Raw genomic sequence first — 13,455 nt, 5'->3', positions numbered from 1 at the left:
TGGGAGCACCCGGCGATGGTCAGGAGCACCCTTTGGCGTCCGGTAGAGTTCTCGGGGTCAGCAGGCGCCGCTAGCTCAGTTGGTTAGAGCAGCTGACTCTTAATCAGCGGGTCCGGGGTTCGAGTCCCTGGCGGCGCACAGACAAGCAGGAAGCCCCCCGTGCGAACGGGGGGCTTCCTGCTTGTACGGGGACCTCCCCCCGCCCGATCGGACTGCCCACAACAGCTCCACACTCTCCCCACCGGTGCCACAATGAACGCGTATGACCGGTAAACACCGCGTTTCGCATCTTGCGATCATGCCTGACACCGTAGAAACCTGGATTTCAAGAAGCTGCGGATACGCGGCAGTTGGGGGGCAAGGAGCCGGTTGCCGATACGGACGGGATGAGGGGTCCCGCCCATCACGAGATGCCGAGGGGGGCATCATGCAACCGGAAGGTCGCAGTTCCATGTCTATCGGTATGGAGAATGTGGTGACTGCGGCCCACCACTGATACGTCTGTGAAGGTCGAGGGGGACTCGAGCAGACGTAAGGAACCGACACAGCACGCGACGACACTCGCGTGTGGGGGGATGACTCATGACGTCGACGCCGACGGGCGCCCGGCAGAACTTCGACCCGTCTCAGACCACCCAGCTCAGGGTGGCTTCACAGACCCGGACGGGCACGTTCCGCCGGATCAAGAAGACCCTGCCGAAGTACGACTACGAGCACTACAGCCGGCTGGCCGGACCCCTCACCCAGCCGGACCCGACCAAGCCGTACAAGGTGCAGTACCGCTCGCTGATCTCGCAGGAGCCGCACCGCATACGGGTCGCCCTGATGCTGGCCGCCGCGCCGGTGCTCTCGCTGGTCCTGCTGTTCTGGCTGCTCCAGCCCGAGCACTGGACCGAACGCGACTACCCCGCCTTCGACTTCCTGCCGGCCCTCGACATCGTCATGCTCGTCTCGATCGGCCTGATCGAGTTCTTCCGCTGCATGAACGTGCTGTCGAACGCGCACGCCACCCTGGTCGCCCGCGACCCGGTCCCGGTGGTGCCCGAGACCGGCACCAGAGTCGCCTTCCTGACCTCCTTCGTGCCCGGCAAGGAGCCGCTGGAGATGGTGACCAGGACCCTGGAGGCGGCCGTCAAGCTGCGCCACCGGGGTCTGATGCATGTCTGGCTGCTCGACGAGGGCGACGACCCCGAGGTCAAGGAGGTGTGCGCCCGGCTCGGCGTCCGCCACTTCTCCCGCAAGGGCGTCGCGCAGTGGAACCAGGCCAAGGGCCCGCACCGCGCCAAGACCAAGCACGGCAATTACAACGCCTGGCTCGACGCGCACGGCGACGACTACGACTACTTCGCCTCCGTCGACACCGACCACGTCCCGCTGCCCAACTACCTGGAGCGGATGCTCGGCTTCTTCCGCGACCCGGACGTCGGCTTCGTCATCGGCCCGCAGGTCTACGGCAACTACGACAACTTCGTCACCAAGGCCGCCGAGTCCCAGCAGTTCCTCTTCCACGCCCTCATCCAGCGGGCCGGAAACTACTACGGCGCCCCGATGTTCGTGGGTACGTCGAACGCCGTACGGATCAGGGCGCTCAAGCAGATCGGCGGCCTGTACGACTCGATCACCGAGGACATGGCCACCGGCTTCGAGATCCACCGCCACAAGAACCCGCAGACGGGGAGGAAGTGGCGCTCGGTCTACACGCCGGACGTGCTCGCCGTCGGTGAGGGCCCCAGCGCCTGGACGGACTTCTTCACCCAGCAGATGCGCTGGTCGCGCGGGACGTACGAGACGATCCTGAAGCAGTACTGGAAGGGCTGGTACTCGCTGCCGCCCGGCAAGCTCTTCAACTACACGATGATGATCATCTTCTACCCGATGTCCGCCCTCAACTGGATCCTCGCGGCCATCAGTTGCGCGCTCTTCCTGGGCCTGGGCGCATCGGGTGTGAACATCGACCCGACCGTGTGGCTGATGCTCTACGGCAACGCCTCCGCGCTCCAGATCGGCCTCTACGTCTGGAACCGCCGCCACAACGTCTCGCCGCACGAGCCGGAGGGCTCCGGCGGTGTGGCCGGCATGGTGATGTCCGCGCTGTCCGCGCCGCTGTACGCCAAGGCCCTGATCGACTCCGCGCTGCGCCGCAAGAGCAAGTTCGTCGTCACCCCCAAGGGCGACTCGGCCAGCCCCGACCGCTGGTTCGCGACCTTCCGCTACCACTGGTACTTCATCGCCATCTTCGGCGCCTCGATCGCCGCCGGCTTCGTCTACGGCCACTCGCACCCCGCGATGATCACCTGGGCCATCTTCGCCATGCTGATCACCGCGACCCCGATCTTCGTCTGGCGGCACATGCTGCGCCAGGAGAGGAAGCGGCCCGCGACACAGCCGCAGGACCCGGCGGTCCCGGCGGGCCAGCAGCAGTACCAGCCGCAGCCGTTGCCGACCACTCCGCACGCCCCGGCGCAGAAGCCCACCTGGGCCGCCTCTCAGCCGGACAGCGGAGGCAACGACCAGACCATGCAAATTGCCCTGGGTGGACTTGGGGGACGTAAGGAATGAACGACCAGGCTGGACGCCGCCGTGCCCGTCGCCTCGCGATCGGCACGGTGGTGGTACTCGCACTGGCCGGGATGAACGGGCCGTGGCTCTACCGCTTCGGCACCGAGAAATACCACCAGTACCAGATCAACAAGCCGGAGTACAAAGCCGAGAACGGCAAGTGGGAAGTCGTCGAGTTCCCCGAGGAGTACCGGCAGAACACCATCCACGCGGCGCTGCTGCGCACCGGCAAGGTGCTGCTCGTCGCGGGCTCCGGCAACAACCAGGACAACTTCGACGCCAAGAAGTTCGACACCCGCATCTGGGACCCGGTCAAGGGCACCATCAAGAAGGTGCCCACCCCCAGCGACCTGTTCTGCACCGGCCACACCCAGCTGGCCAACGGCAATCTGCTGATCGCGGGCGGCACCAAGCGGTACGAGAAGCTGAAGGGTGACGTCACCAAGGCCGGCGGCCTGATGATCGTCCACAACGAGAATCCGGACGAGCCGATCACCCTGCCCGCCGGCACGAAGTTCACCGGCAAGGAGAACGGCATGACGTTCGTCTCCAAGGACTCGGTGATCGTGCCGCGCGCCAAGAAGAACTTCGACAAGGCGACCGGCAAGTTCCTCGGCAACACCCCCGGTATCTACCGGGTGTACGTGGAGGCGCAGAAGCAGGGCGAGAAGTACGCGACCGGCACCCAGGACAACTACCGCATCCAGGGGCTGTCCGGCACCGACGCGCGCAACACCTACGGCATCGCCCAGAAGCTCGCCCTGGACAAGAAGGACTTCCAGGGCATCCGGGACGCCTATGAGTTCGACCCGGTCGCCGAGCGGTACATCAAGGTCGACCCGATGAACGAGGCCCGCTGGTACCCGACGCTCACCACCCTGAGCGACGGCAAGATCCTCAGCGTCTCCGGCCTCGACGACATCGGCCAGCTGGTGCCGGGCAAGAACGAGGTCTTCGACCCGAAGACCAAGAAGTGGACCTACCTCGACAAGAACCGGCAGTTCCCGACCTACCCCGCGCTGTTCCTCATGCAGAACGGCAAGGTCTTCTACTCGGGGTCCAACGCGGGCTACGGACCGGACAACGTCGGCCGTGACCCGGGCATCTGGGACGTCGACACCAACAAGTTCAGCAAGCTGACCGGGCTCAGCGACGCCAAGCTGATGGAGACCTCCGGCACGGTACTGCTGCCGCCCGCGCAGGACGAGAAGTTCATGGTGGTCGGCGGTGGCGGGGTCGGCGAGTCCGACCAGTCCAGCAACAAGACCCGGATCATCGACCTGAAGGCCGACGACCCGAAGTTCGTGGACGGTCCGACGCTGGAGAAGGGCACCCGCTACCCGAGCTCCTCGATCCTGCCCGACGACACCGTGCTGGTGTCGGGCGGCTCGGAGGACTACCGCGGGCGCGGCGACTCCAACATCCTCCAGGCGCGGCTCTACCACTCGGACACCAACACCTTCGAGCAGGTGGCGGACCCGCTGGTGGGCCGGAACTACCACTCCGGGTCGCTGCTGCTGCCCGACGGCCGGGTGATGTTCTTCGGCTCGGACTCGCTCTACAGCGACAAGGCCAACACCAAGCCGGGCGAGTTCGAGCAGCGCATCGAGATCTACACGCCGCCGTATCTCTACCGGGACTCGCGGCCCTCCCTCTCGGGCGGTCCGCAGACCATCGAGCGGGGCGGGTCGGGGACGTTCACGTCCCAGCACGCGTCGACGATAAAGAAGGTGCGGCTGATCCGGCCGAGCGCCTCCACCCATGTCACCGACGTCGACCAGCGCTCCATCGCGCTGGACTACAAGGTGTCCGGGGACAAGATCACGGTGACGGTGCCGAAGAACAAGAACCTGGTGCAGTCGGGGTGGTACATGCTGTTCGTCGATGACGATCAGGGGACGCCGAGCAAGGCGCAGTGGGTCAAGGTGCCGTAGCGCTCCCGCAGGTTGACCTATGGGTGCGGGAGCGCTGTGGCTTGTCGCGCAGTTCCCCGCGCCCCTAGGTTCCTGACGCCTGCGCCAGTTTGAGAGCGTAGGCGGGCCACCACTCGCCCGCCTTCGGGCCGCCCTTGCACTCGCCGTCCGACTCACCCGGCCGCTTGACCCAGACGTACGCGTCCACGAGCGCGTCCGCCGTCTTGGTGGTCGGCGTCTCGCCGAGGGCGCGGCCGGGTGGGTTGCACCAGCGTTCGTCGGCCTTGCCCTCGGTGTAGGGGCCCTTGCCGTTGCGGCTGGTGTCGATGACGAAGTGCTTGCCGCCGACCTTCTCCGAGAGCTGCTTGCCGTAGGCGATGGAGTCGGAGGTCGAGTAGAAGTTGGAGACGTTGACCGAGAAGCCGTCGGCGCGCTCCACGCCCGCCCACTTCAGCGGCTCGAAGATCTGGTCCGGGTGGCCCCAGCCCGCGTTGCCCGCGTCCAGGTAGACCTTGGTGTTCTTCAGGGACTTGAGCTTGTCGATGGCGCCGCCGAGCAGGTCGTAGCGCTCCTCGTGGAACTCGTCCTGGGTGCAGCCGTCGACCAGGTGCAGGACCGCGTCCGGCTCCAGGATCACCGTCGCCGGGCGGTCCCCGATGCCTGCCGCCACGCCGTCGATCCAGCTCCGGTAGGCGTTGCCGTCGGCGGCGCCGCCCTGGGAGTACTGGCCGCAGTCGCGGTGCGGGATGTTGTAGAGGACCAGCAGGGCCGTGCGGTCCGCCTTCTCGGCGGCCTCGGTGAAGCCGCGGGCCTCCTGCTCGGGGTTCTCCGGGCCGATCCACTCGCCGGTCGGCTGCTCGGCGATCTTGCGGATCTGTTCGGCGTCGGTCTTCTTGCCCGCCTTCTCGTACGCGGCGACCTGCTGGGCCGCGTTGCCGGCCGGGTTCACCCAGAACGGGTCGGTGCCCTTGGGCTGTTGAGTGATCCGGGCGCCGGAGCTGTCCTCCGGATCGTCCTTGTCCCCGGACGAGGAGCATCCCGCGATCAGCAGCGCCGCCCCCAGCACCATCGCGGACGTCCTCGCTCCGGCCCCCCTCATGCCGTACATGCAGCTCCCCCTCGGGTGCACTGGTCCAAGACTCAATCCTGACATAGGTGTCGTGGGGCACACGAGATCGCCCGAGCTTGTCGGGGAGCTGTTACAGCGCCATGGTCGGGGTAGGCGCGCGCTGACACGGGGGCGGGCCGGGAGGGGAAGGGAGTGCGCGCACATGCACCACACCACCCGGGAACTGCGGCTGGCGGCGGCACTGGTGGAGGCGGCCGACACCCTCGCCGACGGCTTCGACGCCGGAGACCATCTGCAACGTGTGTCCGACCGCTGTGTGGAGCTGCTGGCCGCGCGGACCGCCGGGATCATGCTGGTCGACGCCGGGCGGGCGGTGTCCTTCACCGCGAGCAGCCGCCGGCGGGAGGTGGCGCTGGAACTGCTGCGGTCGCAGCACACCGGCGGGCCCTGCCTGGACAGCTACGAGTCCGGCGAGCCGGTGCCGCCCGTCTCCATCCGGGTGGCCCACGCGGCCGCCCGCTGGCCCGAGTTCACCGAGCGGGCGCTGCGCCATGACATCGTCGCGACCTTCGCGGTCCCCTTACGCCGCCGCGAGACGCTGTTCGGCGCGCTCAACGTGTTCGTGCCGACGCTGCCGGACCGGCCGCCCCCGCCCGCCCCGTCGGCCGCCGGCGGGACGCCCGGCTTCGCGTCGGAGGTGCTGGTGGCCCAGGCGCTCGCCGACGCCGCCGCCGTCGGACTCCAGAACCACCGCGCGTACATGCGGTACCGCACGCTGTCCGCACAGTTGCAGGAGGCGCTCTCCAGCCGGGTGCGGATCGAGCAGGCCAAGGGCATGCTCGCCGAGCGCTGGGGTGTGCGGGCCGACGACGCCTTCGTGGCCCTGCGCCGGTTCGCGCGCCGGCACCGTCTCCCCCTCGACCAGGTGGCAAGCGCCGTCATCGACCGGGCCGTGGACGACGCCGCGTTGCGTGCGGCGGACGGCCCGCCCCCCGACGGGCGCGCGTAGCACCCCGTACGACCTGGCCGTATGACAGAGCGCCGCCAGGATCTGACTTGGCGTCAATCTCCCTCTAGGCCGGGGCGCTCATCCGTTCTAGAGTCTTCCCCAGAAGGCCCCAGCCCCCGGCCTGTCGTCCACCCACCCATGGCTGACGCAGCCTCCCGCGTAGGACGCCGGGTTACTCCCGCAGCCCGTGCGCGCGCGGTTGAGGACCAGCCCGGTCGGCGGCTTCGGGGGGAGCGGGCCGTCGACCGGGCCAGGTGCCCTACAGACCGGTGCCCGTGAGGTAGGCCGAGACGATCACGTTCGCCGTGTAGCTGCGGCTGGCCCGGTCGAAGGTGCCGCCGCAGGTGATCAGCCGGAGTTCGGCGCGCCCCGTCTGCCGTGAGCCGTACGCCTGCCGGGCATCGAAGTGGTCACGGGCGAAGACCTGGACATCGTCCACGGTGAACTCGGCGACCCTGCCGTCGTCCCGGATCACCCGGACCGTCTGGCCCGGCTTCATCGTGCTGATCTTGTAGAAGACGGCGGGCCGGGTCTCGGTGTCCACGTGTCCCACCAGCAGGGCGGTCCCGGCCGCCCCGGGCCGCGTCCCGCCCTCGTACCAGCCGACGACACCCGCCTGGTCGTAGGGCGGTGGATCGATCGCCCCGGCCTGGTCGAGGCCGCGGGCTACCACGGGCGCCTGCACCCCGAGCCCGGGGATGTCGACGCGCTGCGGCCTGGCGGCGGCGAGCGGGTGCGCGGCGGGCGGCAGCTCCACGTCGGGCGGCCGGCCGACCGCGGCCACGTCGCCGGTGGTCGGCGCGGATATCCCGTGCCGTACGTCGGTGACCTCGCGCCCCCACAGCCACAGCCCGAGGAGCAGCAGCGCCCAGGCGACACCGGTCAGCAGCCGGCCGGAGGTGCGGGTGTGCTCGGCGGAGTCGGTCTGCTCGGACATGACGGTCAGTCGCTTCCGCGGCCCCGCCGGGACCTGCGCAGCGCCACCGCCGCCGCCGCGACCCCGGCCAGCACCAGGCCGGTCACGGCGTGCGCGGTGCCGGGTCCGGTGGCGGAGGCGAGATGCTGCGCGGTACCGCCGCCGCCCGCGTGGACGGGGGCGACGGGAGACGCGTACGGCGAGGGCCGCAGGCCTTCCTCCATGGGCGAGGGCGGCGCGCCTTCCTCTACGACGGTCAGGGCGCCCTTACGGGACACGTCCCCGCAGCTGATCTTGACGTCGTAGCTGCCCGCCTTGAGCTCGGTACGGACCCGGGTCTCGCCGACGAGGGTGCCGTCGGCGCCCGCGAGGCGCACCTCGGCGACGAACGCCGCGGAGACCGCCGTACCGGTTCTGCTGCTCGCGCAGCCGCTCACCCGCAGGGCCACGTCGGTACCGGGGGCGGGGGATGACGGGGTGACCGCGACACCGCCCCCGTCCGCCGCGTAGGCCGCCGGGGTGAGGAAGGCGACGCCGAGGAGTCCGGCACAGAGAGTGAGGCGTAGTGAGCCCATCGTGAACCTCCAGATACCTGGAGACTCCCCCCGTCACGGCGGTCCCGCATCCTCAGGGGGGCTGTCGCTGCTCCGAATGGGGTGGATTCGGTCGGGGAGGGGTTTCGCGGGGCTGTTGCATACCATGGCCGTCCAGTAGATCGAGAGCGTAGGAGTCCGCGCCCATGACAGAGCTCAAGCCCATCGAGTCGTGGCTGACCGACATGGACGGCGTCCTGATGCACGAGGGCGTGCCGATCCCCGGCGCGGACGCCTTCATCAAGAAGCTGCGCGACTCCGGCAAGCCGTTCCTCGTGCTGACGAACAACTCCATCTACACGGCCCGCGATCTGCACGCCCGCCTCAACCGCATAGGCCTTGAGGTGCCGATCGAGAACATCTGGACCTCGGCCCTGGCCACCGCGAAGTTCGTCGACAGCCAGCGGCCCAACGGCACGGCCTATGTGATCGGCGAGGCCGGTCTCACCACGGCCCTGCACGAGGCGGGCTACATCCTCACCGACTCCGACCCCGACTTCGTGATCCTGGGCGAGACGCGCACGTATTCCTTCGAGGCCCTCACCAAGGCGATCCGGCTCATCAACGCAGGTGCGCGCTTCATCGCCACCAACCCGGACAACACCGGTCCCTCGCACGAGGGCGTGCTGCCCGCGACGGGCTCGGTGGCGGCGCTGATCACCAAGGCGACGGGCAAGGAGCCCTACTTCGTCGGCAAGCCGAACCCGCTGATGATGCGCACCGGGCTGAACGCCATCGGTGCGCACTCCGAGTCCAGTGCCATGATCGGCGACCGGATGGACACCGATGTGCTGGCCGGTCTGGAGGCGGGCATGACGACGTTCCTCGTGCTGACGGGCCTGACGACCGAGGCGGACATGGACCGGTTCCCGTTCCGGCCGACGAAGATGGTCGACTCGATCGCGGACCTCGTCGACCTCGTCTGACCCGCCCCGTCACTCAGCGTCTTCTGCGGGCCACCAGCAGCGCGGCGCCGGTGAACAGGAGCGCGACGGCCGCGGCGACGGCGGGGCCGGCCGGGCCGAACCCGGTGCGGGCGAGTTCCTCGACGTACGGAAGCCGGTCGTCCCCGGTCGCCGGTCGGCCCTCGGCATCGGTCCCGGTGCCGACCCCAGCCTCCGTGCCGCTGCCGGCGTCAGTGTCAGTGTCGACGCCGGTGTCAGCGTCGCTGTCGGTGTCGGTCTCGGTGTCGTCGGCGACGGCGAACCGGTAGTCGTTGGACTGGCCGACCCAGTCGCCGTCGTCGTTGTGGCGTTGGACGACGGCCGCGTTGACGGTCACCTGGTTCGGTACGGCGTCCGAGGTGAGGGCGAGACGCACCTTGACGGTGACGGTCCTGCCGGGCCCCACGGTGAGGCCGGCCCCGCCGAACGCGCCGACGAGTTCGTCCTCGTCGGTGGTCTCAAAACGGACGGGACGCGGACGGCCGCGCTCATAGAACTCCAGCCGGGGCTGCGCGGCCTTGAGGGCATGTTCCTGGTCCACGAGGACGACGACCGGGTGGATGTCCGTGCAGGTGCGGGTGGTGGTGTTGGTGAGGGCCAGATACCAGGTGCGGTACCCGCCCCCGGGCACGTAGGCGGCGGGACCGCCGTGGATCCGGGTGGCGAGGGGGAAGGCACGGGGGGCGGGGGCGTCGCAGGTGGGGGTGGGGTGGGTGGGGGTGGGTTTCGCGGGGGTGGCTTGAGCGAGGGTGGCTTGAGCGGGGATGGCGTGGGCCGGGGCAACATGAACCGGGGCGGCATGTGCTACGGCGGGGGGCGTGAGAAGGGCGGCTGTCGCGGCGAGCGGGAGGGCGAGGGGCGGGAACAGTCGCATAAACACATGACCATGACGGGTGAGGGTGGCTTACGAGGGGTGCCGCTCCGCGCACGAGGAGAATCCCGCCCGATCGGCGGGCGCCGGGGAGGCCGGAGTCAGCCGCCGGCCTGGCCGAAGAGCGAGGCCGTCCGGGTCAGCCGTCGGCCTGGCCCAAGGGTCGGGGCCGGTCGGGTCAACGGATCGGCCCGGCCTAAGTGTCAGGGCCAGCCGGGTCAACCAATCGGCCCGGCCTACGAGCGAGGCCAACCCGGTCAGCCGTCGGCTCGGCCGAAGAGCGGGGCCGGTCGGGTCAACCGATCCGCCCGGCCTACGAGCGAGGCCAGCCGCGTCAACCAATCGGCCCCGCCTACAAGCAAGGCCAACCCGATCAGCCATCAGCTCGACCGCAGAGCGAGGCCAGCCGGATCAGCCGTCGGCTCGGCCGAACAGTGGCGCCAGCAGCAGTTGGGCCGCGCCCTCCGCGACCCCCCGCACCCCGCCGGGGGCGACCCTCACCGGCACTGCCTCCGCACCCCGGGCCCGCTCCTCCAGCACCGCCCGCACCCCGCTCACGAACGCCTCCGGCGCCGAGGCGACCGTACGGCCGCCCAGCAGCACCAGGTCGATGTCCAGCAGCCCGACCAGGTTCGCGGCGCCGACACCGAGCACCCGTGCCGCCCCGGCCAGGTCCCCGCGCCCTACCGCGCCCAGACACAGCGCCTCGATACAGCCCCGGTCGCCGCACCCGCACACCGGCCCGTCCAGCTGGACCACCTGATGGCCGAACTCACCCGCACCGGTACGGGCACCCCGGTGCACCACCCCGCCGATCACCAGCCCGGCACCGAGGCCGGTCCCGAGGTGCAGGTAGGCGAAGGAGGTACCCACGTCCGCGACCGCCAGCCCCAGCGCGGCGGCGTTGGTGTCCTTGTCCACGACGACCGGCAGCCCGAGCCGCTCGGCGAGCGCGTCCCGCAACGGAAACCCGTCCCACTCCGGAAACCCCGTGACCCGGTGCAGCACACCCCGCACATGATCGAGAGGCCCGGGCAGCGCCACACCAAGCCCGAGCACGGGCCGCACCCGCACCCCGGCCCTCGCCCCCCGTGCCACGCCCCCCTCACTCACGGACGCCTCAGCCTCAGCCTCAGCGGCCGCCCCACGCCCGCCCTCCGCCGCCCTTCCGACCACCCCACGACCGACCGCCGGCACCCCCGCCACCAGCCCCTCGGCCACCTCACGCCCGCCTCCCGACGCCCCCACCGGCAGCCCCTCCGCCGCCCTTGCAATCGCCCCACGACCGACTACCGACGCCCCCGCCACCAGCTCTCCCGCCGCCCCCTCGGCCACCCCACGACCGCCCCCCGATGTCTCCGCCGCCGCCCCTCCAGCCACCCCACGCCCGACCGACGACGCCACCAACCCCTCCGCCGGGACTTCCGTCACCGTCCGACCGGCCGTCGGCACCTCCGCCACCAGCCCCTCCACCACCCGGGCCACCCCCTCCACGACCGCTTCCGCGCCCGCGCCCAGGTTCATCGGCACGCAGCGCTCCCCCACCACGGCCCCGTCGAGATCGACCAGCACCACCCGCAGCTCGTCCCGGTCCAGATGGACGCCGATCGCATGCCCGGCCTCCGGCACCAGCCGCAGCACCGTGCGCGGCTTGCCCCCGGTCGACGCGCGGCGCCCCGCCTCCGCCGCGAGGCCCTCCTCCCGCAACCGTCCGGTGATCTTGCTGACGGCCTGCGGGGTCAACCCGGTGCGCTCGGCGAGTTCGAGCCGGCTGATGCCGTCGCCACCGGCGGTGCGCAGCAGGTCCAGCACCAGTGCGGTGTTGTGGCTGCGCAGAGCCGGAAGGTTGGCGCCGACGTTCGTCCTGTTCACACCGCCATTCTCCCCTGTGCTTGCACTTTGGCAACAGCGTTGCGAAAGTGGGAGTCATGACACGTACGACTCCTGGCACCCCCGGTACTCCTGGCAACCCCGGCACTCCTCTCCGCGTGGGCCTCATCGGATACGGCCTCGCCGGCTCCGTCTTCCACGCCCCGCTGATCGCGGCCACCGAGGGCCTCGCCCTCGACACGGTGGTCACCTCGAACCCCGAGCGCCAGGAGCAGGCCCGCGCCGAGTTCCCGGACGTACGCGTCGCCGCGACCCCCGACGAGCTGTTCGACCGCGCCGCCGACCTCGACCTGATCGTCATCGCGTCCCCCAACAAGACGCACGTCGCGCTCGCCACGACCGCCCTGAAGGCCGGCCTCCCGGTCGTCGTCGACAAGCCCGTCGCCGGCACCGCGGCCGAGGCGCGCGAGCTGGCGGCCCTCGCCGAGGAGCGCGGCCTGCTGCTCTCCGTCTTCCAGAACCGCCGTTGGGACAACGACTTCCTGACGCTCCGCAAGCTCCTCGCCGAGGGCGCCCTGGGCGACGTATGGCGTTTCGAGTCGCGCTTCGAGCGGTGGCGGCCTCAGCCGAAGGGCGGCTGGCGGGAGTCCGGCGACCCGGCAGAGATCGGAGGTCTGCTGTACGACCTCGGCAGCCATGTCGTCGACCAGGCGCTCGTCCTCTTCGGCCCCGTGACCTCCGTGTACGCCGAGTCGGTCATCCGGCGGGCCGGCGCCTCCGTCGACGACGACACGTTCATCGCCCTCACGCACGCGAACGGCGTCCGCTCCCACCTCCACGTCTCCTCGACCACCGCCCAACTCGGCCCGCGCTTCCGGGTGCTGGGCTCCGAGGCGGGTTACGTGAAGTACGGCCTCGACCCCCAGGAGGCGGCCCTGCGGGAGGGCAGGCGGCCGGGGACGGAGAAGGACTGGGGCCTTGAGCCCGAGTCGCTGTGGGGTCGCGTCGGCTCCGGGGAATCCCCGCTGACCGGCGGCGGACGCGCCGAACCGACCCTCCCCGGGGACTACCCCGCTTACTATGCCGCCGTGGCGAAAGCCCTGCTCGACGGCGGTCCCCACCCGGTGACCGCGCTTGAGGCGGCCGCCGCCCTCGACGTACTGGAGGCGGCCCGCCGTTCGGCCCACGACGGAGTGGTGGTGAAGCTGTGACGCACAACACCGAGCTGACCCCGAAGTTCCATCCGGAACTGACCCCGCCGATCGAGGAGTTGGAGGCCCAGGAACGCCGTCTGGTCTTCCGCCGGTTCACCCATGACGACGCCTGGGCGCTGGGCTCCCTGCTGGTCGGCCTGGCCCGTGAGCGCCAGGCGCCGGTCGCGATCGACATCCACCGCGCCGGCCAACAGCTCTTCCACGCCGCCCTGCCGGGCTCGTCCCCGGACAACGACGCCTGGATCAACCGCAAACGCCGAGTGGTCGAACGCTACGGCTCCGCCTCCTACCTGGTCGGCGCCCGCTTCCGTGCGAAGGGCACGACGTTCGAGGACAGCTCCCGCCTGGACCCGGACGAGTACGCGGCCCACGGGGGTTCGTTCCCGATCACGGTGGAGGACGTAGGGGTCATCGGATCGGTGACGGTGAGCGGTCTTCCGCAGCTCCAGGACCACAAGTTCGTGGTGGAGGCGCTGGAGGAGTTCCTGAGCAAGGAGAAGTAGCCGCCCCAGGGGCGTGGGGAACTGCGCGACCAGC

11 protein-coding genes and 1 tRNA gene are annotated in these 13,455 nt (G+C 70.2%); 7 read left to right on the top strand and 5 right to left on the bottom strand.

Features of this window, described 5'->3' with window-relative positions; all coding sequences use genetic code 11:
* The first annotated feature begins 64 nt into the window (after positions 1–64).
* The 3 genes from OG866_RS27755 to OG866_RS27745 all read left to right on the top strand — a co-directional run bounded on the left by OG866_RS27755 (position 65) and on the right by OG866_RS27745 (position 4,493).
* Positions 65–138 (top strand) — tRNA-Lys (locus tag OG866_RS27755).
* A 444-nt stretch (positions 139–582) separates the two neighbouring features.
* A complete protein-coding gene (locus OG866_RS27750; protein WP_329338804.1) occupies positions 583–2,559 on the top strand; it encodes a glycosyltransferase family 2 protein in 1,977 nt (658 codons plus the stop codon).
* Positions 2,556–4,493, top strand: a complete 1,938-nt coding sequence (locus OG866_RS27745) for a kelch motif-containing protein (RefSeq protein ID WP_329338802.1) — start codon at positions 2,556–2,558, stop codon at positions 4,491–4,493. Before OG866_RS27750 ends, OG866_RS27745 begins: the two co-directional genes overlap by 4 nt.
* Before the next feature lie 64 nt (positions 4,494–4,557).
* Here the strand turns inward: OG866_RS27745 and OG866_RS27740 are convergent, their stop codons facing one another.
* On the bottom strand, positions 4,558–5,580 hold the full coding sequence (locus tag OG866_RS27740; RefSeq protein ID WP_329338800.1) for a glycoside hydrolase family 6 protein: 1,023 nt from the start codon (positions 5,578–5,580) through the stop codon (positions 4,558–4,560).
* Positions 5,581–5,743: 163 nt separating this feature from the next.
* On the opposite strand from OG866_RS27740, the gene OG866_RS27735 reads away from it, so the two are divergent.
* On the top strand, positions 5,744–6,550 hold the full coding sequence (locus tag OG866_RS27735; protein ID WP_329338798.1) for a GAF and ANTAR domain-containing protein: 807 nt from the start codon (positions 5,744–5,746) through the stop codon (positions 6,548–6,550).
* Between the two features lie 259 nt (positions 6,551–6,809).
* On the opposite strand, the gene OG866_RS27730 is transcribed toward OG866_RS27735, so the two are convergent.
* Both OG866_RS27730 and OG866_RS27725 read right to left on the bottom strand, forming a co-directional pair.
* On the bottom strand, positions 6,810–7,487 hold the full coding sequence (locus OG866_RS27730) for a class F sortase (RefSeq protein ID WP_329338796.1): 678 nt from the start codon (positions 7,485–7,487) through the stop codon (positions 6,810–6,812).
* Between the two features lie 5 nt (positions 7,488–7,492).
* On the bottom strand, positions 7,493–8,041 hold the full coding sequence (locus OG866_RS27725; protein WP_329338795.1) for a hypothetical protein: 549 nt from the start codon (positions 8,039–8,041) through the stop codon (positions 7,493–7,495).
* A 164-nt stretch (positions 8,042–8,205) separates the two neighbouring features.
* Between OG866_RS27725 and OG866_RS27720 the strand changes: the two genes are divergently transcribed.
* Positions 8,206–8,985: an HAD-IIA family hydrolase gene (locus OG866_RS27720; protein WP_329338793.1), complete on the top strand. Its 780-nt coding sequence runs from the start codon at positions 8,206–8,208 to the stop codon at positions 8,983–8,985.
* Between the two features lie 13 nt (positions 8,986–8,998).
* On the opposite strand, the gene OG866_RS27715 is transcribed toward OG866_RS27720, so the two are convergent.
* Together OG866_RS27715 and OG866_RS27710 are read right to left on the bottom strand one after the other, a co-directional pair.
* Positions 8,999–9,883 (bottom strand): hypothetical protein, encoded by an 885-nt coding sequence (locus OG866_RS27715; RefSeq protein WP_443063572.1) that lies wholly within the window; start codon positions 9,881–9,883, stop codon positions 8,999–9,001.
* 402 nt (positions 9,884–10,285) lie between these two features.
* Positions 10,286–11,746, bottom strand: a complete 1,461-nt coding sequence (locus tag OG866_RS27710) for an ROK family transcriptional regulator (RefSeq protein ID WP_329338790.1) — start codon at positions 11,744–11,746, stop codon at positions 10,286–10,288.
* Between the two features lie 56 nt (positions 11,747–11,802).
* On the opposite strand from OG866_RS27710, the gene OG866_RS27705 reads away from it, so the two are divergent.
* Together OG866_RS27705 and OG866_RS27700 are read left to right on the top strand one after the other, a co-directional pair.
* Positions 11,803–12,915, top strand: a complete 1,113-nt coding sequence (locus OG866_RS27705) for a Gfo/Idh/MocA family protein (RefSeq protein ID WP_329338787.1) — start codon at positions 11,803–11,805, stop codon at positions 12,913–12,915.
* Positions 12,912–13,421 (top strand): heme-degrading domain-containing protein, encoded by a 510-nt coding sequence (locus OG866_RS27700; protein WP_329338785.1) that lies wholly within the window; start codon positions 12,912–12,914, stop codon positions 13,419–13,421. Before OG866_RS27705 ends, OG866_RS27700 begins: the two co-directional genes overlap by 4 nt.
* Positions 13,422–13,455 lie beyond the last annotated feature (34 nt).

Origin of the sequence: Streptomyces sp. NBC_00663, assembly GCF_036226885.1 — a bacterium.
In the GTDB taxonomy this organism is placed as follows: domain Bacteria; phylum Actinomycetota; class Actinomycetes; order Streptomycetales; family Streptomycetaceae; genus Streptomyces.
The sequence above is the reverse complement of the archived record's forward strand: the minus strand, read 5'-3'. Positions and strand labels throughout refer to the sequence as shown.